Origin of the sequence: Metapseudomonas boanensis, from assembly GCF_018704125.1 — a bacterium.
GTDB classification, from domain to species: Bacteria; Pseudomonadota; Gammaproteobacteria; order Pseudomonadales; family Pseudomonadaceae; genus Metapseudomonas; species Metapseudomonas boanensis.
Window position 1 is genome coordinate 171,759 of sequence record NZ_JAGTIS010000007.1, and the last position, 22,139, is coordinate 193,897.

General features: G+C 62.9%; 24 protein-coding genes. 10 read left to right on the forward strand and 14 right to left on the reverse strand.

The window, feature by feature from the left end:
• Positions 1 to 16: 16 nt before the first annotated feature.
• The gene (locus J7302_RS14810; protein WP_215375986.1) at positions 17 to 904 is read left to right on the forward strand and encodes a cytochrome c oxidase subunit 3; all 888 of its coding nucleotides are present in this window, start codon (positions 17 to 19) and stop codon (positions 902 to 904) included.
• A gap of 51 nt (positions 905 to 955) precedes the next feature.
• Here J7302_RS14810 and J7302_RS14815 read toward each other — a convergent pair whose 3' ends face one another.
• Complete coding sequence (locus J7302_RS14815; RefSeq protein ID WP_215375991.1) at positions 956 to 1,159, reverse strand: twin transmembrane helix small protein; 204 nt, start codon at positions 1,157 to 1,159, stop codon at positions 956 to 958.
• Between the two features lie 69 nt (positions 1,160 to 1,228).
• Between J7302_RS14815 and J7302_RS14820 the strand changes: the two genes are divergently transcribed.
• The 5 genes from J7302_RS14820 to J7302_RS14840 are packed head-to-tail and all read left to right on the forward strand — an operon-like array spanning position 1,229 to position 5,198.
• Positions 1,229 to 1,957 carry an SURF1 family protein gene (locus J7302_RS14820; protein WP_215375994.1) on the forward strand — a complete coding sequence of 243 codons (729 nt, stop codon included), beginning with the start codon at positions 1,229 to 1,231 and terminating at the stop codon, positions 1,955 to 1,957.
• A complete protein-coding gene (locus tag J7302_RS14825; RefSeq protein ID WP_215375997.1) occupies positions 1,932 to 2,513 on the forward strand; it encodes a hypothetical protein in 582 nt (193 codons plus the stop codon). Before J7302_RS14820 ends, J7302_RS14825 begins: the two co-directional genes overlap by 26 nt.
• 37 nt (positions 2,514 to 2,550) lie before the next feature.
• Positions 2,551 to 3,636, forward strand: a complete 1,086-nt coding sequence (locus tag J7302_RS14830) for a COX15/CtaA family protein (RefSeq protein WP_215376000.1) — start codon at positions 2,551 to 2,553, stop codon at positions 3,634 to 3,636.
• A 24-nt stretch (positions 3,637 to 3,660) separates the two neighbouring features.
• Positions 3,661 to 4,566, forward strand: a complete 906-nt coding sequence (gene cyoE, locus J7302_RS14835; protein ID WP_215376003.1) for a heme o synthase — start codon at positions 3,661 to 3,663, stop codon at positions 4,564 to 4,566.
• Positions 4,563 to 5,198: an SCO family protein gene (locus tag J7302_RS14840; protein ID WP_215376006.1), complete on the forward strand. Its 636-nt coding sequence runs from the start codon at positions 4,563 to 4,565 to the stop codon at positions 5,196 to 5,198. The genes cyoE and J7302_RS14840 overlap by 4 nt, the downstream gene beginning before the upstream one ends.
• 78 nt (positions 5,199 to 5,276) lie before the next feature.
• Here the strand turns inward: J7302_RS14840 and J7302_RS14845 are convergent, their stop codons facing one another.
• The 8 genes from J7302_RS14845 to J7302_RS14880 all read right to left on the reverse strand — a co-directional run bounded on the left by J7302_RS14845 (position 5,277) and on the right by J7302_RS14880 (position 12,541).
• On the reverse strand, positions 5,277 to 6,221 hold the full coding sequence (locus J7302_RS14845) for a phosphatidate cytidylyltransferase (RefSeq protein WP_215376009.1): 945 nt from the start codon (positions 6,219 to 6,221) through the stop codon (positions 5,277 to 5,279).
• Complete coding sequence (locus tag J7302_RS14850; RefSeq protein ID WP_215376014.1) at positions 6,218 to 6,817, reverse strand: lysophospholipid acyltransferase family protein; 600 nt, start codon at positions 6,815 to 6,817, stop codon at positions 6,218 to 6,220. The genes J7302_RS14845 and J7302_RS14850 overlap by 4 nt, the downstream gene beginning before the upstream one ends.
• The gene (locus tag J7302_RS14855; protein ID WP_215376248.1) at positions 6,804 to 7,436 is read right to left on the reverse strand and encodes a CDP-alcohol phosphatidyltransferase family protein; all 633 of its coding nucleotides are present in this window, start codon (positions 7,434 to 7,436) and stop codon (positions 6,804 to 6,806) included. The genes J7302_RS14850 and J7302_RS14855 overlap by 14 nt, the downstream gene beginning before the upstream one ends.
• 850 nt (positions 7,437 to 8,286) lie before the next feature.
• Positions 8,287 to 9,330 carry an IS110 family RNA-guided transposase gene (locus J7302_RS14860; RefSeq protein WP_215376016.1) on the reverse strand — a complete coding sequence of 348 codons (1,044 nt, stop codon included), beginning with the start codon at positions 9,328 to 9,330 and terminating at the stop codon, positions 8,287 to 8,289.
• Between the two features lie 115 nt (positions 9,331 to 9,445).
• Positions 9,446 to 10,222 (reverse strand): MetQ/NlpA family ABC transporter substrate-binding protein, encoded by a 777-nt coding sequence (locus J7302_RS14865; protein WP_215376019.1) that lies wholly within the window; start codon positions 10,220 to 10,222, stop codon positions 9,446 to 9,448.
• Between the two features lie 52 nt (positions 10,223 to 10,274).
• On the reverse strand, positions 10,275 to 10,940 hold the full coding sequence (locus J7302_RS14870) for a methionine ABC transporter permease (protein WP_215376022.1): 666 nt from the start codon (positions 10,938 to 10,940) through the stop codon (positions 10,275 to 10,277).
• The gene (locus J7302_RS14875) at positions 10,940 to 11,947 is read right to left on the reverse strand and encodes a methionine ABC transporter ATP-binding protein (RefSeq protein ID WP_215376025.1); all 1,008 of its coding nucleotides are present in this window, start codon (positions 11,945 to 11,947) and stop codon (positions 10,940 to 10,942) included. The genes J7302_RS14870 and J7302_RS14875 overlap by 1 nt, the downstream gene beginning before the upstream one ends.
• 165 nt (positions 11,948 to 12,112) lie before the next feature.
• Positions 12,113 to 12,541, reverse strand: coding sequence for a hypothetical protein (locus tag J7302_RS14880; protein WP_215376028.1), 429 nt, complete (start codon positions 12,539 to 12,541; stop codon positions 12,113 to 12,115).
• Between the two features lie 227 nt (positions 12,542 to 12,768).
• Here J7302_RS14880 and J7302_RS14885 point away from each other — a divergent pair, with 227 nt between their 5' ends.
• A complete protein-coding gene (locus J7302_RS14885) occupies positions 12,769 to 14,385 on the forward strand; it encodes a GMC family oxidoreductase (RefSeq protein WP_215376032.1) in 1,617 nt (538 codons plus the stop codon).
• 12 nt (positions 14,386 to 14,397) lie between these two features.
• On the opposite strand, the gene znuB is transcribed toward J7302_RS14885, so the two are convergent.
• The 3 genes from znuB to J7302_RS14900 are packed head-to-tail and all read right to left on the reverse strand — an operon-like array spanning position 14,398 to position 16,482.
• The gene (znuB, locus tag J7302_RS14890; RefSeq protein ID WP_215376037.1) at positions 14,398 to 15,183 is read right to left on the reverse strand and encodes a zinc ABC transporter permease subunit ZnuB; all 786 of its coding nucleotides are present in this window, start codon (positions 15,181 to 15,183) and stop codon (positions 14,398 to 14,400) included.
• The gene (gene znuC / locus J7302_RS14895; protein ID WP_215376040.1) at positions 15,176 to 15,985 is read right to left on the reverse strand and encodes a zinc ABC transporter ATP-binding protein ZnuC; all 810 of its coding nucleotides are present in this window, start codon (positions 15,983 to 15,985) and stop codon (positions 15,176 to 15,178) included. The genes znuB and znuC overlap by 8 nt, the downstream gene beginning before the upstream one ends.
• Complete coding sequence (locus J7302_RS14900) at positions 15,982 to 16,482, reverse strand: Fur family transcriptional regulator (protein ID WP_215376043.1); 501 nt, start codon at positions 16,480 to 16,482, stop codon at positions 15,982 to 15,984. Before J7302_RS14900 ends, znuC begins: the two co-directional genes overlap by 4 nt.
• Before the next feature lie 64 nt (positions 16,483 to 16,546).
• Between J7302_RS14900 and J7302_RS14905 the strand changes: the two genes are divergently transcribed.
• The 3 genes from J7302_RS14905 to J7302_RS14915 all read left to right on the forward strand — a co-directional run bounded on the left by J7302_RS14905 (position 16,547) and on the right by J7302_RS14915 (position 20,512).
• Positions 16,547 to 17,461, forward strand: a complete 915-nt coding sequence (locus tag J7302_RS14905) for a zinc ABC transporter substrate-binding protein (RefSeq protein ID WP_215376046.1) — start codon at positions 16,547 to 16,549, stop codon at positions 17,459 to 17,461.
• A 200-nt stretch (positions 17,462 to 17,661) separates the two neighbouring features.
• Positions 17,662 to 19,809, forward strand: coding sequence for an adenosylcobalamin-dependent ribonucleoside-diphosphate reductase (locus tag J7302_RS14910; protein WP_215376049.1), 2,148 nt, complete (start codon positions 17,662 to 17,664; stop codon positions 19,807 to 19,809).
• Between the two features lie 16 nt (positions 19,810 to 19,825).
• Positions 19,826 to 20,512: a TSCPD domain-containing protein gene (locus J7302_RS14915; protein ID WP_215376052.1), complete on the forward strand. Its 687-nt coding sequence runs from the start codon at positions 19,826 to 19,828 to the stop codon at positions 20,510 to 20,512.
• A 296-nt stretch (positions 20,513 to 20,808) separates the two neighbouring features.
• Here J7302_RS14915 and J7302_RS14920 read toward each other — a convergent pair whose 3' ends face one another.
• Positions 20,809 to 21,759: a homoserine kinase gene (locus J7302_RS14920; protein WP_215376055.1), complete on the reverse strand. Its 951-nt coding sequence runs from the start codon at positions 21,757 to 21,759 to the stop codon at positions 20,809 to 20,811.
• Between the two features lie 32 nt (positions 21,760 to 21,791).
• Positions 21,792 to 22,073 carry a DUF2782 domain-containing protein gene (locus J7302_RS14925; RefSeq protein ID WP_215376058.1) on the reverse strand — a complete coding sequence of 94 codons (282 nt, stop codon included), beginning with the start codon at positions 22,071 to 22,073 and terminating at the stop codon, positions 21,792 to 21,794.
• Positions 22,074 to 22,139 lie beyond the last annotated feature (66 nt).

Here is a 22,139-nt window from a genome sequence, read left to right on the forward strand (position 1 = left end):
AAGGAGAACAACAACAATGGCAAGTCACGAGCACTATTACGTACCGGCCCAGAGCAAATGGCCGATCATCGCCTCCCTCGGCCTGCTGATCACGGTCTATGGGGTCGGCACCTGGTTCAACGACATGAAGGCCGGTCGCGCCGACTCCAACGGGCCGATCATCTTCTTCGTCGGCGGGCTATTCCTCGCCTACATGCTGTTCGGCTGGTTCGGCACCGTGATTCGCGAAAGCCGCTCGGGCCTCTATAGCGCCCAGATGGACCGCTCCTTTCGCTGGGGCATGAGCTGGTTCATCTTCTCCGAGGTGATGTTCTTCGCCGCCTTCTTCGGCGCCCTGTTCTATGTCCGCAACTTTGCCGGTCCCTGGCTGGGTGGCGAGGGCGACAAGGGCATCGCCAACATGCTCTGGCCAGCCTTCGAGTTCGCCTGGCCGGCGCTGAGCAACCCGGATGCCAAGCTGTTCCCGCCGCCCAAGGAAGTGATTGACCCCTGGCACCTGCCGCTGATCAACACCATCCTCCTGGTGAGTTCAAGCTTCACCGTTACCTTCGCCCACCACGCGCTGAAGAAGAACAAGCGTGGCCCGCTGAAGGCCTGGCTGGCGCTGACAATCCTGCTCGGCGTGACCTTCATTGGCTTCCAGGCGGAAGAATACGTCCATGCCTATCAGGAGCTGGGCCTGACCCTGGGCTCGGGCATCTACGGTGCCACCTTCTTCATGCTTACCGGTTTCCACGGCGCCCATGTGACCCTGGGCGCCATCATCCTGACGGTGATGTTGGTGCGCATCCTGCGCGGGCATTTCGATGGTGATCACCACTTCGGCTTCGAGGCGGCGGCCTGGTATTGGCACTTCGTCGACGTAGTGTGGATCGGGCTGTTTACCTTCGTGTACGTGCTCTGAGCACGGGACGCCCAAAGCAGCCGGCTGGAAGCGGGGGCTTGCAGCCGGGGTTCACCAGGTAACGTGGGAGGCCAGCTGGCCCGTGTAGAGACCCCAGGCGATGAGCGCCACGGTCAGCGCGGTCAGGGTCACCCGAACAGTGAGCGCATTGACCACGCGGGAGCCGCGGCCCTCGTCCTTGACCAGGAAGAACAGGCCGCTGAACAGGCTGACCACTGTGGTCAGAAGCAACAGGACGATCGCAGCTTTGAGCATGCGTGACTCCGGGGGAAGGGGGATGTTGTGCAGTATAGCCAGCCCTGTTCTGCGTCGCGGACGGCAGCGATGAGCGCCTTTCGCCCGGGCCTGGTGCCGACCCTCGTGGTGTTGGCACTCCTGCCTGTGCTGGTGGGGCTGGGCTTCTGGCAGCTGGCGCGCGGCGAGGAGAAACGCCAGTTGCTCGCTGCCGCCGAAGCCAAGCAGCTGGCAGTGCCGGTCAGCGTCGAAACCCTGCGTGAGCATCCCGAACCTGCTTTCCTGCGCGTGCAGCTCCGCGGCCATTTCGATGCCCGGCATAGCGTCCTGCTCGATAGCCGTATCCGCGACGGCAAGGCTGGTGTCGAGCTGCTGCAACCTTTCCTGGACGGTGCCAGCGGCCTCTGGCTGCTGGTCAATCGTGGCTGGCTGCCCTGGCCAGATCGGCGCGAGGCGCCGGCCTTCACCACTCCCGACGGCGAGCAGGTCCTGAGTGCCTGGACCTACGTACCGCCCGGCACCGGCTTCGAACTCAAACACACGGCGGATAACGCTTGGCCGCAGTTGGTCAATCAGGTCGACGCCGCGGCGCTCTGGCAACGCCTTGACCGCGAAGGCCTGTCCCTGGAGCTGCGTCTGGAGAGCGGCCCCGCCGCCTACCGGGTCGACTGGCCGGTGGTGGCCATGGGGCCGGAGAAGCACATCGGTTACGCCGTGCAGTGGTTCGCCCTGGCGATCGCCCTGCTCGGCCTTTTCATTTTTCTGGGATTGCGCAAAGCACGGGAGAACAACAATGACTCAGAGCCTCGTCATGCCTGATGCCGCACCGCCGCGCCGACGTGGGCGCCTGCAGCTGCTACTGATCCTGATGGTGGTCATCGGCCCGATGCTCCTCGCCTCGGCCATGTACCACTGGAGCTTCTGGGTGCCTGAGGGCCGCAGCTACCACGGCGCCTTGTTGGGTAACGGCCAGGGCCTGGCCGACCTGGGCGTACAGGGCACGCAGCAGGAAGCGATCTGGCAACTGCTGGTCACCGTACCGGCTGAGTGCGGCGAGGAATGCCAGCAGATGGTTTATGTGGCCAGGCAGATCCACATCGGCCTCGGCCGCGAAGCCGGACGTGCCAACCATGCCCTGGCCTCTGCCGCCTTGCCCGAGGGCTACGCGGCCAAGCTCGAGCGGGAATACCCGCAATTGCGTCGCTACGGCCTGGACCCCGATGCCTACGGCAAAGCCACCCAGGGCCTGGATGGCGTCCAGCTGTGGATCGTCGACCCGCACGGCAACCTGGTGCTGCGTTACGACGCCACCGCCAACGGCAAGCAGATCCTCAACGACCTGCGCCACCTGCTGAAGCTTTCCAACATAGGTTGAACGACCCCTTTCCTCGGAAAGGTGAGGAGCGGCTGCTGTGGACAAATACAAGAACCGGCCCGGATTCCACCTCGCCCTGATCGCCACCCTGCTGGCGTTGGTCGTCGTGCTGCTGGGCGCCTACACCCGCCTGACCCACGCCGGCCTCGGTTGCCCCGACTGGCCGGGCTGCTACGGTTTCATCGGCGTGCCGCAAAGCGAAGCGCAACTGGCCCACGCCGAGGCCACTTTCCCCCATGCCCCGGTCGAGGCGGAGAAAGGTTGGAACGAAATGGTCCATCGCTATTTCGCCGGCACCCTGGGCCTGCTGATCCTCGGCCTGGCGGTGCATGCGTTGCGCCAGCGCAGGTGTGATGGCCGGCCGCTGAAACTGCCGTTGCTGCTGCTCGGCGTGGTGATCGCCCAAGCTGCCTTTGGCATGTGGACGGTGACGCTCAAGCTCTGGCCGCAGGTGGTCACCGCTCACCTGCTCGGCGGCTTCACCACACTGGCGTTGCTGCTGCTGCTCAGCCTGCGCCTGTCCAATGCCTTCCCGGCCCGGCAGTTGCCCGCACGCCTGCGAGGCTGGGCGGCCGTTGCCCTGGTGCTGGTGATCGCACAGATCGCCCTCGGCGGCTGGGTCAGCTCCAACTACGCGGCCGTGGCCTGCGTCGACCTGCCCACCTGCCACGGCCAATGGTGGCCGTCGATGGATTTCGCCAACGGCTTCCACCTCACCCAGCACATCGGGCCCAATTACCTGGGCGGCCAGCTGGACAGCGATGCGCGCACCGCCATCCACATGACTCATCGCCTCGGCGCCCTGGTGGTGACCCTCGCCCTGCTGGGCTTGGCCTGGCAGCTCTACCGCGCGGGCCTGAACAGGCTGGCGGGATTGCTGCTGGCCACCCTGCTGCTGCAGGTCAGCCTGGGTGTCAGCAATGTGCTCTTCCACCTGCCGCTGCCGGTCGCTGTCGCACATAACGGTGGCGGTGCCCTGTTGCTGCTGGTGCTGGTTTCAGTGAACTACCGGGTACGCAGCCCCGTTCTTTTTGTAGGAGCGAGCTCTGCTCGCGAAAGAGGGAACACCGAGGCTTCGCGAGCAGAGCTCGCTCCTGCGGCGTTGACCTCACACGGCAAGTAATCGGATCGCTAAGGAGAAGACGCCATGGCCACTCTGCTCAGCCAAGGTCAAAGCCAGGCCCACGCCAGCTGGCGCGACTACCTGGAGCTGACCAAGCCCAAGGTGGTGGTGCTGATGTTGATCACCTCGCTGGTCGGCATGTTCCTCGCCACCCGCGCTGGTGTGCCCTGGACGGTGCTGTTGTTCGGCAACCTCGGCATCGGCCTGTGCGCCGGTGCGGCGGCGGCGGTCAACCATGTGGTGGACCGACGCATCGACTCGATCATGGCGCGCACGCTCAAGCGCCCGGTGGTGAACGGGCGCGTTTCACCGGCAGCAGCCCTGGCCTTCGCCTTCGTTCTCGCGGTGGCCGGGCAGGCCCTGCTGCTGACCTTCACCAACGAACTGACCGCCTGGCTTACCCTGGCGTCCTTGGTGGGCTACGCGGTGCTATACACTGGCTTTCTCAAGCGCGCCACGCCGCAGAACATCGTCATTGGCGGCCTCGCCGGCGCCGCGCCGCCGCTGCTTGGCTGGGTCGCGGTCACGGGCCATCTCTCGGCCGAGCCGCTGTTGCTGGTGCTGATCATCTTCGCCTGGACTCCGCCGCACTTCTGGGCACTGGCCATCCACCGCAAGGAGGAATACGCCAAGGCCGACATCCCCATGCTGCCGGTGACCCATGGCGAGCATTACACCAAGGTGCATATCCTCCTCTACACCCTGGTGATGTTCGCAGTCAGCCTGCTGCCCTACGCCATTCACATGAGCGGCCTGCTCTACCTGCTGTGCGCCGTCGGGCTGGGCGCGCGGTTCCTGCACTGGGCCTGGGTGCTGTACCGTGACGCCAAACCGCACGCGGCGATCAAGACCTTCAAGTACTCTATCGCCTACCTCTTCCTGCTGTTCATCGCCTTACTGGTGGACCACTACCTGTTGTTGACCTTATGACCCGTATCCAGAAAACAGTCTTCGTCCTCGTCGCCCTCGTTGCCGTGGTGCTCGGCCTTACCGTGCACAAGGTGCTGAACAACCAAGGCCAGGCGGACCCCACCAAGCTGCTCGATGCCGGTATCGTGCTGCTGCCGCAGAGCCGCAGCCTACCGGCGCTGAGCATGACCGACCAGAACGGCGCGACGGTGGCGGTAGACCAGTTCAAGGACAAGTGGAGCCTAGTGTTCTTCGGCTACACCTTCTGCCCGGACATCTGCCCCACCACCCTGGCGCAGATGCGTGAGCTGAAGGGGCTGCTGCCACTGGAGGCGCGGAACAACGTGCGCTTCATCTTCGTCAGCGTCGACCCGCACCGCGATACGCCGCAGCAGATCAAGCAGTACCTGGGCTATTTCGATCCGGAGTTCGTCGGTATCACCGCCGACGTGCCGACCCTGCAGAAGTTTGCCAACGCCGTGAGCATTCCCTTCATTCCGGCCGATACCAGCAAGGAGAACTACACCGTCGACCACAGCGGCAACCTGGTGGTGCTGGGGCCGGACGGCACCCAGCGCGGCTTCATCCGCGCGCCGTTGAACAACCAGAAGCTCAAGGAGCAGTTGCCGGGACTGGTGGCGCCGAAGGGTTGAAAGCCAGTGTGTCGTGCCGATGTCAGCACAATGAAGCCATGGATTTCGTCTTCTGGTTTCGAGTTACTTTGCGCCGAACTAAGCGGAGAAGAAGTATCGGGTAAGGTGAAAGAAGATTGGCGCAGCGAAGCACACCGAGTCCATTCGATCCAGCATCCCGCCGTGACCGCTGATCATGGTTCCCCAGTCCTTGGCGCTAAGGCTGCGTTTGATCGCTGACATGACCAGCCCGCCCAGGACTCCCATCACTACGATGACGATCGACATCAACAATGCCTGCAAAAAACTGAAGGGCGTCATCCAGAACATGCACCCGCCAATCAGTGCCGCGGAGATACCGCCACCCACCAGGCCTTCCAACGTCTTGGATGGGCTCACCAGCGGCGCCAGTTTGTGCTTGCCGAAGAGCTTTCCGAAAACGTACTGCAACACATCGCTCATCTGAACGACGAATACCAGGTAAAACAGCAAGAACGCGTTCTGGTTCTTGAATCCTGCTAGATCGAGTAGCAACAGCGCTGGCGCGTGACTGATGCAATAGATGCAGATCATTACACCCCACTGGATCTTGGCTGTCCTTTCCAAGAAGGCTTCAGTGTCCTGGCTAAGCACCGCGATCGCCGGTAGCAGCAAGAAGGCATACACTGGAATTAGCACTGTGAACATTGAATACCAGTGCGTACTTATCAGGATGTATTGCAGCGGGATCAGGATGAAGAAAGCTGAAAACAAGGCGTTATGGTCACCTCGTGCCGTGGGTGTGAGCGTGATGAATTCCCTGAGTGCAAATAGTGAGATGAAGCCGAAGAGCACAATCGTCGCGTTACTACCCAGTAGGTAGGACACGAAGAAGATAATCACCATCCCCCACCAGGCATTGACTCTCTGTTTCAGGTTTTGAATGGTAAGGATCGCGGCTTCGGTTTTTGCTCGGTCGCCCAGCAGCCATCCAGTGCAGGAAGCAATCGCCAGCAAGCCGGCGATTGCGCAGAAGAACCAATAGAACTTCGCATCCAGACTCATTTCGAAAGCCTCACGATTTCACTCCGCGCCCGCTCCAGGAACGACTGCTTGTCTTCGCCCGCAATTCGTTTCATTGGGTTGCCAATGCGGATCGTGCAGGTAATAGGCAGCGGGATGTGCTTACCCTTTGGCATGGAGCGATGCAGGTTCTCCAAGTAAATGGGCACGAGTTCGACCTCAGGGAAGGACTCTCCCAGTCGATACAGGCCCGACTTGAACATTCCCGGAAGCGCTTGGCTTGATCGTGTGCCTTCGGGAAAAATGATGATCGAATGGCCTGCCTGCACTGCATCCAGAATGGGTTCAAGTGCGTTTTTGCCAGGGGTGGGGCTACGTTCAATCAGTACGGCATTCAGCCCTTTCTGGGCCAGGAACGACAAAAAGCGGTTCTTTCCCCAGTAATCAGCAGCGGCGACCGGTTTCACATTCATCCTCGCCGCAGGCGGCAGCGCCGCAACAATAGCGAGGGTGTCCATATGACTGGTGTGATTAGCGAAGTAGATTCGCTGACGCGAGAGGTCCGGCGGACTCTCCCACTTGGCCGTGGCGCCGATGAGGAATCGAAGTACAGAAATCAGCGCGTTACTGATCCACATTGGGCGTCCCCTTCAATTGTTTGGAGATCGCCAGAGTTCGCGTGATACAGGTAACGGCTGATCCAACGGCAATGACAACCAGTGATATCAACAGGGCTTGGTGAGTGCCAAATACGCTTGTTTCGACGACATTCGCCATCAGCCCCATTGTCATTACCGCCATCCGATGCTGCTTGGCCATGGGACCACTGAAGTTCTGTTTGAGAGCAATAGAACCTCCAAACACCCTGACATAGGCGGTAAGCGCAGCGACCAACGCAGCAAACCACCCGAGTTCGATGTGTCCAATGGCATACCCCAGCCCAACGATCAGCAGGCCATCGGCAATTCGATCCGGAAATTCGTTGTAGAGGTTGCCGATAGGGGATGATTTTCCACCCTCCATCGCCACCATCCCATCCAGTAAATTGCACAGCAGGCGCATTTGGATGCCGACGGCGCAGCAGATTGATCCAATGACACCGCTATCAATGTTGAGGGCGGCGGCGCCTGCGAACGCAAAGGCTACGCTCGCAATAGAAATTCGATTAGGGGAAATGCCGGTACCTGCAAGGACTCCAGCAATTTGCTTCGCCCAATTTGCGGAGCGCGTCTTTATAGGTCTCCTACTGCTTTCCATTAGCCAATCTCCTTTTTCCAGCAGCGCTATGCCGGGGAAGCTGTCTTTGCGTCTCATCGGGTACCAACGCGCCCGATGAGAGTGGGTCTTCTGGTTTTTTGGACAGTTGGGAGTGCTCCGAAACCAGCTCGATAGCTCCCATACCAAGGCTTGATAGGCTGGCATGGCATTGCTCGCTGGAACTATCGGAAGCTTCTTAATCGGGGGAGTGCTTTTTCCGTTTGTGCTGTGCTGGTTGTTCCCGCGAGATAGGAGGAAAGTCACTCGTGCACCGTCATCCGCGCGCCGTTGAACAACCAGAAGCTCAAGGAGCAGTTGCCGGGACTGGTGGCGCCGAAGGGCTAAGCGGTTCATTCGACTCCCTGCAATATCCCGCTGCCCTCACCCCAACCCCGCCCTGCGCCCCGGCCAGAACGCTTCGCGTTCTGGCGCTCACAGGCACCGGAAGCTGTGCTTCCAAAAGCGTGTCTGGTTCGCCCCAAAGGGAGAGGAGCAGTCCGCGCAGGTGGTGGGGTCTGTGTCACCTCTCTCCCACCGGGAGAGGGGTCGGGGGAGAGGGAAGTTTGACCGTGCACGGACTCCCAATCACCCACAAAATCTATGGTCACCCTCTTTTTTGCAATTGATCAGCGATGGGTGTTTGGCTTGCTTAAATCTATCCGGCGTCCGTATGGGGCATGCCCCGCGCCACGATGAGCGTCGCACCTGGTGATCCTGAAAAGCCCGGCGGCTTCATAAGCCGATTTTTGTGTCAGGTTCTTCACCAGGCCGGTAGGCCGTTCACGTTATCTGTTGTTCAGCTATCGCAAAACCTGAAAGGGTGCTTCGTAGTACTGCAACATCAGCAGGGTCAGGCGGTGCAGTCGCCTGACCCTGTTTCATAACGACTGTGCTGTGTGGTGATAGCCCAGGCGATACGTGCCAACTTATTTGCTAGCGCACAGGCCACCACATTCGAGTGGCGCCGACAGAGCAGGCTGCGCACCCAATCGGCCAACGCGCCGCGCTGATGCTCTAAGCGCAGCATGTAGGCCCGCGCGCATTGCACCAGCAGTCGACGCAAATTCTTGTCACCACGCTTGCTGATACCCCGCAGATTGGCCCGCCCACCCGTGCTGTACTGCCTCGGCACCAAGCCGACAGAAGCGGCAAAATCTCGGCTGCTGGCGTACTGCTTGCCATCGCCCATTTCCGCTGCCAGCACACTGGCTGTGATCGGCCCTACGCCGGGGATCGTCAGCAATCGGCTGCCCACGTCATCCTCATCCAGCTGACCGGCGACTTCCTTGTCCAGCGCCTTGATCTGCTCATCCAGATAGGTGAAATGCTCATGCAGTCGCTGCAGTCGCTGCAGTCGCTGCAGTAACGCAGACAAACGCACGGGCAGCGCATGCTCAGCCAGTACGCTGGGCAAGCGCCGAATGACCGCTTTACCCACTGGCAGGCTGATGCCGAACTCCAGCAGAAAGCCATGCAGCTGGTTAATGGCTTTGGTGCGATCACGAATCAGCGACTCGCGTAGACGATGCAGCACCGAGAGGGTTTGCTGAGCTTCGTTCTTTGGTGTCACGAAGCGCATCGACGGCCTGGAAGCCGCTTCGCAGATGGCCTGCGCGTCGATGAAGTCATTCTTGTTGCCCTGCACAAAGGGCCGCACGAATTGCGGAGAGATCAACTTGGCCTCATGCCCCAGCGCCGCAATCTCCCGCGCCAGGCAGTGCGAACCCGCACAGGCTTCCATCACCACTGTGCAAGCAGGCTGATTAACGAGCAGACGCATCAGTTGCTGGCGAGTGGCCTTCTTGCGAAATACCTCACGACCGCAACTATCCTGGGCATGCAAATGGAAACTATGTTTACCAAGATCGATACCGATCAATGCTGCTGACTTCATGGCGATGGCCTCCGGAATAAAAACACCCTGCGAAAGGTAGCCTTCGCAGGGTGTCGGGGGTGACCATCTCATTAGCCCGCTCGATGAGCGGGCTTTTTCATTCAGACTGGAAGGATCAGAACGCCGGCACGACCGCGCCTTTGTACTTCTCCTGGATGAACTTCTTCACCTCGGGGCTGTGCAGGGCCTTGGCCAGCTTCTGCATGTCGGCGCTGGCCTTGTTGTCTTCGCGGGCCACCAGGATGTTCACGTAGGGCGAGTCACTGCCTTCGATGGCCAGGGCGTCCTGGGTCGGGTTCAGCTTGGCTTCCAGGGCGTAGTTGGTGTTGATCAGCGCCAGGTCCACCTGGTTCAGGACACGCGGCAGGGTGGCAGCTTCCAGCTCACGAATCTTGATCCCCTTCGGATTCTCGGCGATGTCCTTCGGGGTCGCGGTGATGCTTGTGTTGTCCTTCAGCTTGATCACGCCAGCCTTGTCCAGCAGCAGCAGGGCGCGGCCGCCGTTGGTGGCGTCGTTGGGGATGACCACCTGGGCGCCCTCGGGCAGGTCGGCCAGGTTCTTGATCTTGCTGGAGTAGGCACCGAAGGGCTCGATGTGTACGCCGGTCACGGTTTCCAGCTTGACCTTGGTCTGGCGAGCCTTGTTGAACTCGTCGAGATAGGGCTGGTGCTGGAAGAAGTTGGCGTCGAGGCGGCCTTCGGCGACCTGGACGTTTGGCTGCACGTAGTCGGTGAAGACCTTCACCTGCAGGTCAACGCCTTCTTTGGCCAGCTGCGGCTTGATGAACTCAAGGATCTCCGCGTGCGGTACCGGCGTAGCGGCGACTTTCAGGGTGTCGGCCTGGGCGGAGAGGGCGGTCAGAGCGGCGAAGGCCACCAGCAGTTTTTTCATGTTCGGCTCCTGTGGGAAGTCATTCAGCGGCGCAGTTGGCGCCGGCTTGTGGTCATTTACGAGAGAAGTGCACCACCAGCTTGTCGCCGACGGTTTGCAGAATCTGTACGAGCACCAGCAGCAGGATCACGGTGACCACCATCACGTCAGTCTGGAAGCGCTGGTAGCCGAAGCGGATCGCCAGGTCGCCTAGGCCGCCTGCACCTACCACGCCAGCCATCGCGGTGTAGGACACCAGGGTGATGGCAGTGACGGTGATGGCGGCGAAGATGCCCGGCCGCGCTTCCGGCAGCAGCGCGTTGACGATGATCTGCCGGGTGGTGGCGCCCATCGCCTGGGTGGCTTCAAGGATGCCGCGGTCGACCTCGCGCAGGGCGGTTTCTACCAGGCGCGCGAAGAACGGCGTGGCCCCCACTACCAGCGGCGGGATGGCGCCGGCGACACCCAGTGAGGTACCGGTGACGAGCACGGTGAACGGGATCATCACGATCAGCAGGATGATGAAGGGCAGCGAGCGCAGCACGTTGACCAGCAACGACAGCAGGCCGTAGACGGCCTTCTGCTCGAACAGCTGGCGCGGCCCGGTGAGGAACAGCAGCACGCCCAGCGGCAGGCCCAGGAGGATGGTGAACAGCAGCGAGCCGCCCAGCATCAGCAGGGTGTCGAGGGTGGCGAGCCAGATTTCGTACCAGTCGATATTGGCGAGCAGGGCGTCCATCAGCGGAGGACCTCCAGGTGTACGTCCGCCTCGCGGAAGCAGATCAGCGCGGCGTCAATGTCGCCGCCGGTCAGGGCCAGGGTCAGCTGGCCGTAGGGGGTGTCCTTGATGCGGTCGATGCGCCCAGCCAGGATGCTGTAGTCCACGCCGGTCTGGCGCGCCACTGTGCCCAGCAGCGGTGCATAGGTGGCTTCGCCGCGGAAGGTCAGGCGCAGGATGCGACCGGTCACATGGGCGAAGTCGTCATGCTGTTCGCCTTCGTCGACCTGTTCATCCTCCAGCACGAAGCGCTGGGTGGTCGGATGCTGCGGGTGCAGGAACACATCGGCCACCGGCCCCTGCTCGACGATGACGCCACCATCCATAACGGCGACGCGGTCGCAGACGCGGCGGATCACGTCCATCTCGTGGGTAATGAGCACGATGGTCAGGTTCAGCTCGCGGTTGATCTCGGCCAGCAGCTGCAGGACTTGCGCGGTGGTCTGCGGATCGAGGGCGCTGGTGGCCTCGTCGCAGAGCAGGATCTTCGGCTGGGTGGCCAGGGCACGGGCGATTCCGACGCGCTGCTTCTGGCCGCCGGAGAGTTGCGCCGGGTACTTCCTGGTATGGTCACTGAGGCCGACGCGGGCCAGCAGTTCAGCGACACGGCGGTCGATCTCACTGCGCGACAGTTCGCCGGCCAGCTTCAGCGGCAGGGCGACGTTGTCGGCGACGGTCTTGGACGACAGCAAGTTGAAGTGCTGGAAGATCATCCCGACGCGCTGGCGGAAGCGGCGCAGGCCTTCGCTGTCAAGGGCGGTGACGTCCTCGCCTTCGATGACGATGCGCCCGCCGGTGGGCTCCTCGAGGCGGTTGATCAGTCGCAGCAGGGTGCTCTTGCCGGCCCCCGAGTGGCCGATCAGGCCAAAGACTTCGCCGCTCTGGATGGCGAGGTCAGTCGGCTGCAAGGCCGGGATCTCCCGGCCCGCGACACGGTACGCCTTGTGGACGTTATGGAATTCGATCACTGCAGAAACCTTGTGGGTTCGTCGTTCAGCCGGATCGGCTAAAAACCGGCAATTTTACCTGCTGCCGCATAGGCGCAGAAAATCTTTCTGGACCTATGGCTATAGCGTCATGGAATAAGCGACAGATGGACTCTGACCAGTCTAGCTGCCCGCCGGGAACGGGCTTCAGGACTGTGGGGCCGGTTCCGGGAGAGGTGTTTCGCTGTCGGTCTGGCGGGCCTTATCGATAGCACCCCCCAAGCCTCGGGTCAGGGCTGGCGCCTTGGGCATCAGGCTGCGAGCATGGCTGAGGGCTGTGGCAGCGCCATTCAGGTCGCCCTGCTGGAGGGCAACCTGGCTGCGCTTCAGCCAGGCGTCGGCCAACTGCCGCTGGTACTGTCCGAAGCGGGCATCGGCAGCGGCGCGGCCTTCCAGAGCGTTGAGCTGGTTTTCGGCGTCAGCCAGTTGGCCGGCGGCGAGAGTCTGGTCGAGCTGCCGGAAGCTGCTGCGCAGTTCGTCCGTTGGCGAGGCGGCTTCCTGCTGTGCTGTCTGGCAGGCGGCCAGCAACAGGGAAAACGCGACAACGGGCAGGCAACGAGTGGCGAACAACTTCATTCCGACAGGCCTCTGATTGCTCAAAAAACGCGCGATTGTACATGGCTGAACCGGTCAGGACAAAAAGTAGGGGCATTCCGGCCGTTGGATTGGCGATTCTGTCATCTTGTTTCGAAGTGATCATTGGCGCTTCCAGGCTGTTTCCTGCCAAGTGCTTCGTTAGAGTGGTAGGCGGTGGATGCGCCCGGGAAGGCGCCTGACAACAAGAAGAAAAGGCAGGTGAAGCCATGTATCCAGACATTCAGGATTTCGACTATGTCATCGTCGGCGCAGGGCCTGCCGGCTGCCTGCTGGCCAACCGGCTCTCGGCCAACCCGCGACTGCGCGTCCTGCTTCTGGAGGCCGGCGGGCAGGACAGCTATCCCTGGATCCACATCCCCGTCGGCTACCTATATTGCATCGGCAACCCGCGCACTGACTGGTGCTTTCGTACCGAGGCGGAGCCAGGCCTGCACGGGCGCAGCCTGAGCTACCCCCGAGGCAAGGTCCTGGGTGGCAGCTCCTCGATCAACGGGATGATCTACATGCGCGGTCAGGCGGCCGACTATGACCGCTGGGTCGAGCTGGGCAATCCGGGCTGGAGCTGGAAAGAGGTGCTGCCGCTGTTCCTGCGCAGCGAAAACCACTTTGCCGGTGAATCCAGCTTCCATGGCGGCCGAGGCGAATGGCGGGTAGAGCGACAGCGCCTGTCCTGGGAAATCCTCGATGCCTTCCGGGCGGCGGCTGGCGAATGCGGAATCGCCCCGGTGGAGGACTTCAACACCGGTGATAACCAGGGCTGCGGCTACTTCCAGGTCAACCAGCGTTCCGGAGTGCGCTGGAACGCGTCCAAGGCATTTCTCCGTCCAGCCTTGCAGCGGCCCAATCTGACGTTACGCACCGGCGTCGAGGTGCACCGGCTGCTGTTGGAGAACGGTCGTGCGGTTGGCCTGACGGGGCGTTGGCAGGGCTTGCAGCACGAGTTTCGTGCGCGGCGCGAGGTCATCCTCTGCGCCGGCGCGGTGGGTTCGCCGATGCTGCTGCAGCGCTCAGGGATAGGCCCGCGTGCATTGCTCGAGCGCCTTGGGATTGGTGTTCGCCATGAACTGCCCGGCGTAGGCGGCAACCTGCAGGACCACCTGCAGCTACGCCTGGTCTACAAGGTCAGCGGCGTGAAGACCCTGAACCAGCTGGCCGGTAGCCTCCGGGGCCGCCTGGGCATGGGCCTGCGCTATCTCGTCAATCGCAGCGGCCCGCTGGCCATGGCACCAAGTCAACTGGGCGCTTTCGTCCGTTCGGGGCCCGAGCAGGCGCGGGCGAATCTGGAATACCACGTGCAGCCGCTGTCGCTGGAGCGTTTCGGCGAGCCCCTGCATTCGTTCCCGGCGTTCACCGCGTCCGTGTGCAACCTGCGGCCGCTGAGTCGTGGGCGGGTTGAGATCCGTTCCGTCGACACGGCCGCTCCGCCGCTGATCCAGCCCAACTACTTGAGCCATGCCGAAGACCTGAGGGTGGCCGTCGACGCAATCCGCCTGACCCGACGCATCGCCGCCGCGCCGGCCCTTGCGCGGTATCGGCCAGCAGAGCATTTGCCCGGTTCGGCGCTGCAGTCTGAAGACGAACTGCAGGAGGCGGCCGGAAGGATCGGCACCACCATCTTCCACCCGGTCGGCACCTGCCGCATGGGCCAGGGCGCGGCGGCGGTGGTGGATGCCGAGCTGCGTGTGCACGGGGTTCCGGGGCTGCGGATCGCCGATGCCTCGGTCATGCCGGAGATCGTTTCCGGCAATACCTGCTCACCGACGCTGATGATTGCGGAGAAGGCCGCCGACCTGATCCTCGACGGCCTGGGGCGTCCTGTGTGACAGCCGCGCCATTCAGGCGCGGCGTGGCAGGGCGAAGCTGAAGAGGAACAACGTGGCCGCAGAGACCACGATCGAGGGGCCGGCCGGGGTGTCCTTGAGCCAGGACAGCGAGAGTCCGGCGCAGACCGCCAGCAGCCCGAGCAAGCTGGCGCCCAGAGCCATCTGCTCCGGACTACGGGCGTGGCGCTGGGCTGCTGCCGCCGGGATGATCAGCAGGGAAGTGATCAGCAGTACGCCGACGATCTTCATCGCCACGGCGATCACCACCGCAATCAGCAGCATCAGGCCAAGGCGGATGGCGGCAACCGGCAGACCTTCGACGCGCGCCAGCTCCTCATGCACGGTGATCGCCAGCAAGGGGCGCCACATCAGTATCAGCGCCAGCAGCACCAGCGCGCTGCCGCCAAGGATCCAGGCCAGGTCCGTGCCGCTGACGGCGAGCAGGTCGCCGAACAGGTAGCCCATCAGGTCGATGCGCACCTCGCTCATGAAGCTCAGCACGACAAGCCCAAGGGACAGCGTGCTGTGGGCGAGGATGCCGAGCAGTGTGTCCGAGGCCAGCGGCTGGCGCTGTTGCAAGGTCACCAGCAGCACCGCGAGCAGCACGCAGCCGACGGTTACCGCCAGGGTCGGGCTGACGTCCAGCATCAGCCCGAGGGCGACGCCGAGCAGCGCCGCGTGGGACAGGGTGTCGCCGAAATAGGCCATGCGCCGCCATACCACGAAGGAGCCGAGCGGGCCAGCGACCAGCGCCAGGGCGAGGCCGGCGAGCAGAGCGTTGAGTAGGAAATCAGCCATGGTTGCAGTCGGGGCCGTGCTTGTGGACGGGAGTGAAACGGGTTCCGCTGGGGAAGGAGCCTTGTGAATCCTTCACCACCTCGCCATGCAGGTCGTGGGCATGATCATGATGGTGGTGGTAGACAGCCAGGCTCTTGGCGTCCTGGCCGAACAGCTCGACGAAGGCAGGATCGCCGCTGACTTGCTCCGGGTGCCCGGAGCAGCAGACATGCCGGTTCAGGCAAACGACCTGGTCGGTAGTACTCATCACCAGGTGAAGGTCGTGGGACACCATCAGCACGCCGCAACCGTGGCGGTCGCGCAGGCGGGTGATCAGCCGGTAGAGCTCGGCCTGCCCGGCGACGTCGACGCCTTGCACCGGCTCATCCAGAACAAGCAACTCGGGCTCGCGCAGCAGGGCGCGGGCGAGCAGGACACGCTGCAACTCGCCGCCGGAGATGGTCTGCAGCGGGCTGTCGATCACGTGTGTTGCGCCCACCTCATCGAGGGCGGAAAGCGCTGTCGTGCGGTCCACACCGGGCACCAGGCGCAGGAAACGCACCACGTTCAGCGGCAAGGTCGCATCCACCTGGAGCTTCTGCGGCATGTAGCCGATGCACAGGCGCGGCTTGCGCCATACGGTGCCCCGGTGAGGCTTGAGCAGGCCGAGCACGGTGCGCACGAGTGTGGTCTTGCCCGCACCATTGGGGCCGATCAGCGTGACGATTTCGCCGGGCTTCACCGTCAGCTGGACGTCCTGCAGCACCGGCTGGCCGGCGAAGGTAACGCCTACGCCTTCAAGGCGGATCAGTGCATCGCTCATGCGGCCACCTGGCAGCTGGCGCACAGGCCGACGATCTCCACTGTTTGCCCTTCCACACTGAAGCCGACGGCCCTGGCGCTTTCGACGATGGCCTGGCTGATGGCCTGCTGCTCCAGTTCGATGGCGGTCTGGCAATTGCGGCAGATGAGGAACTGGCCCTGGTGCACGACGCCCGGATGGTTGCAGCCGACGAAGGCATTGAGCGAGGCGATGCGATGGACCAGTCCGTTCTCCAGCAGGAAGTCGAGGGCGCGATAGACAGTCGGTGGTGCCGCGCGGCGGCCGTCTTCTTCAGTGAGCACGCCGAGGATGTCGTAGGCACCCAGGGGCTTATGGCTCTGCCAGACCAGCTCCAGCACGCGCTTTCTCAGGACCGTCAGGCGCAGCCCATCGCGGCTGCACAAGGCATCGGCTTCGGCCAGGGCATTGGCCACGCAATGGGAGTGGTCGTGAGGTCGGCAGGCCAGGGGGGCCTTGGCGGAAAGTGGCTTGAGCATGGCAGCGGCGACGTCCGATTAAAGAGACGTTATTCTATAACTCTTTTCTCGTAGAGTCTTCGCCGTGTTCCGTCTACTCGCTACCCTCCTCCTGAGCGCCTGTGCGCTCTCGGCGCAGGCCGAAGTCCGCCTGCTGACCAGCATCAAGCCGCTGCAACTGATCGCCGCTGCCGTGCAGGACGGCCATGGCCAGCCGGATGTCCTGCTACCCCCCGGCGCCTCGCCGCACCAGTACGCGCTGCGCCCGTCCGACGTGCGGCGGGTGCGTGAAGCAGACCTCTTCTACTGGGTCGGTCCCGACCTGGAAGGTTTTCTGCCTCGGGTGCTGGAAGGACGCGACAAGCCGAGCCTGGCCCTCCAGGACCTTCCCGGCCTGCAGCTGCGCCACTTCGCGACCGCCCACGACGAGCATGAAGAAGACGGCGACGTCGACGAGCACGACCACGCACACCGCCCTGGTTCGCTGGACGCCCATCTCTGGCTGCTGCCGGCCAACGCGCGGGTGATCGCCAGGCGCATGGTGACTGACCTTGTAGCAGCCGATCCGGCCAATGCTGCGCGTTACCAGGCCAACCTCAGGGCTTTCGAAGGGCGCCTTGACCAGCTCGACACGCGCATCAAGGCACGCCTGGCGGGTGTGGCCAGCAAACCTTTCTTCGTCTTCCATGAGGCCTTCGACTATTTCGAGGCAGCCTATGGTTTGCGCCATGCAGGCGTGTTCAGTGCCGGCAGCGAAGTGCAGCCCGGCGCGCGCCATGTGGCGGCGATGCGGGAGCGCTTGCAGAAGGCCGGGCCGAGTTGTGTGTTCAGCGAGCCACCGCTGCGTCCGCGCCTTGCCGAGACCCTGAGCGCCGGCCTGCCGGTGCGCTTGGCCGAGCTTGACGCACTTGGCGTTGACCAGGCTGTCGATGCCGGTGGCTACGAGAAACTGATCGAAAAGCTGGCCAGCGACCTGGCCGGATGCCTGGAAACTCTCTGACCCCGGGGTTGCGTTGCTGCCCCATTCGCGAATGAATCCGCTCCTTCAGCGTTGAGCAGGCGCCGACGCGCGGGGCGGGGGGCCGGGGGAAAGAGGCGCCTGCTAAGGTGAAAGAGGGAGCGAGGGCCGTGTTGATGTGAATCAGCGGCCGGCCTCCAAGGTCAGACTAGTCTGGACTCTTCATCGACGGAGGGTGGAGGATGGCCAAGACAGGCGTTTCGGCACAGGTCCAGGGCCATCACGGGATTGCCCTGCAGGCGGCGTCCGAAGATATCTGGGACAGCAAGTACCGTCTCAAGCTCAAGGACGGGACGCCTGTTGACCTCACCCCCGACGGGACCTGGCAGCGCATTGCGCGCGCACTGGCCGATGTCGAGTCCGACACCTCAACCCGCGAGCATTGGTACGAACGCTTCCTCTGGGCATTGCGCAATGGTGCCATCCCCGCCGGCAGGATCCTCTCCAACGCTGGTGCCCAGGATCTCAAGCCGGCCACCTCCACCATCAATTGCACCGTGTCCGGCACCATCCTGGACTCCATGGACGACATTCTCGGCAAACTCCACGAGGCGGGACTGACGCTCAAGGCCGGCTGCGGCATTGGTTATGAATTCAGTACCCTGCGCCCTCGCGGCGCCTTCGTCTCCGGGGCGGGTGCGCAAACCAGCGGGCCGCTGTCGTTCATGGACGTCTACGACAAGATGTGCTTCACCGTCAGCTCCGCCGGCGGGCGGCGTGGCGCGCAGATGGGCACCTTCGATGTCTGCCATCCAGACGTGCGCGAGTTCATCCGCGCCAAGCGCGAAGACGGCCGGCTGCGTCAGTTCAACCTGAGCCTGCTGGTCAGTGACGCCTTCATGCACGCGGTGGAGAACGATACCGAGTGGCCGCTGCTGTTCCCGGCGCACGCCAAGGAGCTCGACGAACTCGACTTCCATGATCCGACCCAGGTGCTTTGGCGCGATTGGCCGATCCACGAGGGCTACACCGTGCGCGAGGACGGCCTGGTGGCCTGCCGGGTCTACGGCTGGGTCAAGGCTCGGCACCTGTGGGACATGATCATGGTCTCCACCTACGACTTCGCCGAGCCGGGATTCATCCTCATCGACCGGGTCAACGAGCTGAACAACAACTGGTGGTGCGAAACCATCCGTGCGACCAACCCGTGCGGCGAACAGCCTTTGCCGCCTTATGGTTCCTGCTTGCTCGGTTCGATCAACCTGACCGCCTTCGTCGAGTCTCCGTTCAGCGCCGACGCGCACTTCGACTGGGAGCGCTTCCGCGCCGTGGTGCGGGTGTTCACCCGCATGCTCGACAATGTGGTGGAGATCAATGGCCTGCCATTGCCGCGCCAGCGTGACGAGATTCTCGGCAAGCGCCGGCATGGCATGGGCTTCCTTGGCTTGGGTTCGGCTCTGGCCCTGCTCGGGATGCGTTACGGCAGCTCGGAGGCGTGCGTATTCACCGAAGAGGTGGCGCGGGAAATGGCTCTGGCAGGTTGGCAGATGGCGCTGGAGTTGGCCCGCGAGAAAGGCCCCGCGCCGCTCCTGACCCAGGACTTCGAGGTGACGGCTGCCATGCTGCGCAAGCGCCCGGAGATGCTCGACGACGGTTACAAGGTGGGCGACCGTGTTCCTGGACGCATTCTCCACGCTCGCTATTCGCGTTACATGCAGCGCATCGCCGAGCATGCGCCGGAACTGGTGGCCGAGCTGGCCGAAGTCGGCGCCCGATTCACCCACCACAGCTCCATCGCGCCGACCGGAACCATCAGCCTGAGTCTGGCCAACAACGCCTCCAATGGCATCGAGCCGAGCTACGCCCATCAGTATTCGCGCAACCTGATCCGCCCTGGCCGCAAAACCAAGGAGAAGATCGAGGTGTGCAGCTACGAGCTGCTGGCCTATCGTGCGCTGGTCAACAGCCAGGCACGGCCTGAGGCCGATCACCCCGCGCAGCGCCTGCCGGACTACTTTGTCAGCGCCGACGACATCACCCCCGCCGAGCATGTGGACATGCAGGCGGCCGCGCAGAAGTGGATCGACTCGTCGATTTCCAAGACGGCCAACGTGCCCACCGACTTCCCCTTCGAGGCCTTCAAGGACATCTACCTCTACGCCTGGCGCCAGGGCCTCAAGGGCTGCACGACTTTCCGCTTCAATCCGGCAGCTTTCCAGGGCGTGCTGGTCAAGGACGCGGACCTGGAAAAGACCGTCTACCGCTTCGAGCTGGAGGACGGCAGCGTGGTCGAGCTGCGTGGTAATGAGGAAGTGGAGTACGACGGCGAAGTGCACACCGCCGCCAACCTGTTCGATGCCTTGAAGGAAGGTTATTACGGCAAATACTGAGCCGTGGGAGACGCCCATGAGCGTGAAGATCGAGAAAAAGATCAAGGGCTTCAGCCTGGTCGACCTGGACCAGGAAAAGGCTCGCAAGGCCGCCGAGGAAGCTGCGTCCGTTGTGCAGATGGACGAAACGCTGCAGCGTCCGGAAACCCTGGTGGGCGCCACCTACAAGATCAAGTCGCCGCTGTTCGAGCACGCGCTGTACGTGACCATCAACGACATCGTGCTCAATGCCGGCACCGCCTTCGAGCAGCGGCGGCCCTTCGAGATATTCATCAACTCCAAGGGCATGGAACACTTCCAGTGGATCGTCGCGCTCACGCGCATCATGTCGGCGGTGTTTCGCAAGGGCGGTGACTGCACTTTCCTCGTGGAGGAACTGAAGGCCGTGTTCGATCCGCGCGGCGGCTACCTCAAGCGCGGCGGCGTCTACATGCCTTCACTGGTGGCCGAAATCGGCGCTGTACTGGAGCGTCACCTGGTGGCGATTGGCCTGATGGAAGGCCAGCAGCTCGACGAGGAGCACAAACTCTACCTGGCGGAAAAGCGCGCTGCCTACGAGGCCAGCCTGGGTACCTCCAAGGCAGAGCCCGGCGAAGGGTTCCCCGCTGGCGCGCAACTCTGCGGCAAGTGCAGCACCCAGGCCGTCGTACAGATGGACGGCTGCGCCACCTGCCTCAACTGCGGTCACTCGAAGTGTGGGTGAGCCCGGACGATGTGGGGGTGAATTGATTGGCTCTGTCTGCGTTAAGTGTTGCAAGTGGCGGCATTCCTTGTAGGAGCGAGCTTGCTCGCGAAAGGGGCCGCTTCGCGATTAAGGACTAGGCGTGCCCCCGCTCCTACGAGGCTCTCAGCCCGGCCGTTGATTGTTAGCAACAGCTAACGCAGACAGAGCGAATTCATTCACCAAGCAGGCCGAAGGCCTGCCCCAGATACTGAGAGGGGCGGCTTCGCAGCCCATTCGCGAATGAATTCGCTCCCGCAGGAGCGTAGTGGTCGGGCCTAGAGGGCAAATGGTAGCGCCACAGCCACCTGTTGCCGCTGCGCCAGCCTGATCTCGAACACTCCCGGATCGTGGATCAGCACGTCCTGCCCGGCAAAGGTATTGGCGGCGATCAGGCGCGATAGCCAGAAACGCACGCAGGCGATGCGCAGTGCCGTCGGCCAGAGCTCGGCCTCGGCGGCGGTGAAGGGGCGCAACGCTGCATAGGCGCCTAGCAGGGCGCGGGCGAGGTGCACGTCCAGGCGGCCTTCCTCATCCGAGCACCAATCGTTCAGGCAGATGGCCAGGTCATAGAGCATGGGGCCCGAGCAGGCGTTGTAGAAGTCGATCACGCCGGCCAGATGGGTGCCGTCGAACAGCACGTTGTCGCGGAACAGGTCCGCGTGCAGGTTGGCGCGCGGTAAGGCGAGGAAGCGCGCCTTGGTCTCGGCGATCTCCTTCAGTGCATTGCGCATCAACGGCAGCGCCTGTTCATCCAGTTGCAGCGCCAGCGAAGGGCCTTCGGTAAGCATCCAGTCCAGTCCACGGTCGCTTTTGCGCTCCAGTACATGATCGCGAGTCGCCAGGTGCAGGTGCGCCAGCAGCGCGCCGACTTCGGCGCAGTGGTGCGCATTGGGCTCGCGCACGTGCTTACCCGGCAGGCGCGGCTGCAGCAGCGCCGGCTTTTCGGCCAGCTCGCGCAGGGCCTCGCCGCTTTCCGTGCGCAGGGCATAGGGCACCGGCAGGCCGGCCTCGTGGAGCACGTCGAGCAGCTCGATGAAGTACGGCAGGTCATGGCTAGGGCCGCGCTCCACCAGGGTCAACACGTATTCACCCTGCTCGAGGCTGACGAAGAAGTTGCTGTTCTCGGAGCCTTCGGCAATGCCTTGGAAATCCTTCAGCCGTCCTAGCCCGTAAGGGGCGAGGAAGGCTTCCAGTTCCGGGCGTTCGAGTGGAGTGAATACGGACATAGGACTACCTTGCTACGGTGATTCGGTTTGCACTACCAGCTGAAGATTTCCCAGGCTGGGATCAGCATGTCGGGGTTATCGGAGCGGATGTAGTTACTGTCGCCATCGGCACGCACCAGGAAATACGGCTTGCCGTTCTTCGGGGTGACCTTGATAGCGTAGAGGAACCCGTTGACCCGGTATTCCTGGATGGTCTTGTCGCCTTCCTGGCGGATGGTGATGTCCGGCTCCGCAGATGGCTCGTCGGCGGCGAACGTGGCGACCGGGGCGAATGCCAGCAAGCTGGCCAGCAACAGGCGGTTCAGTGCGCGCATGGTAACCTTGTCCCTTCTCGTCAATGATCGGTCCATTCTACTTCGGGTCCGGTGAATAAAGGTTGA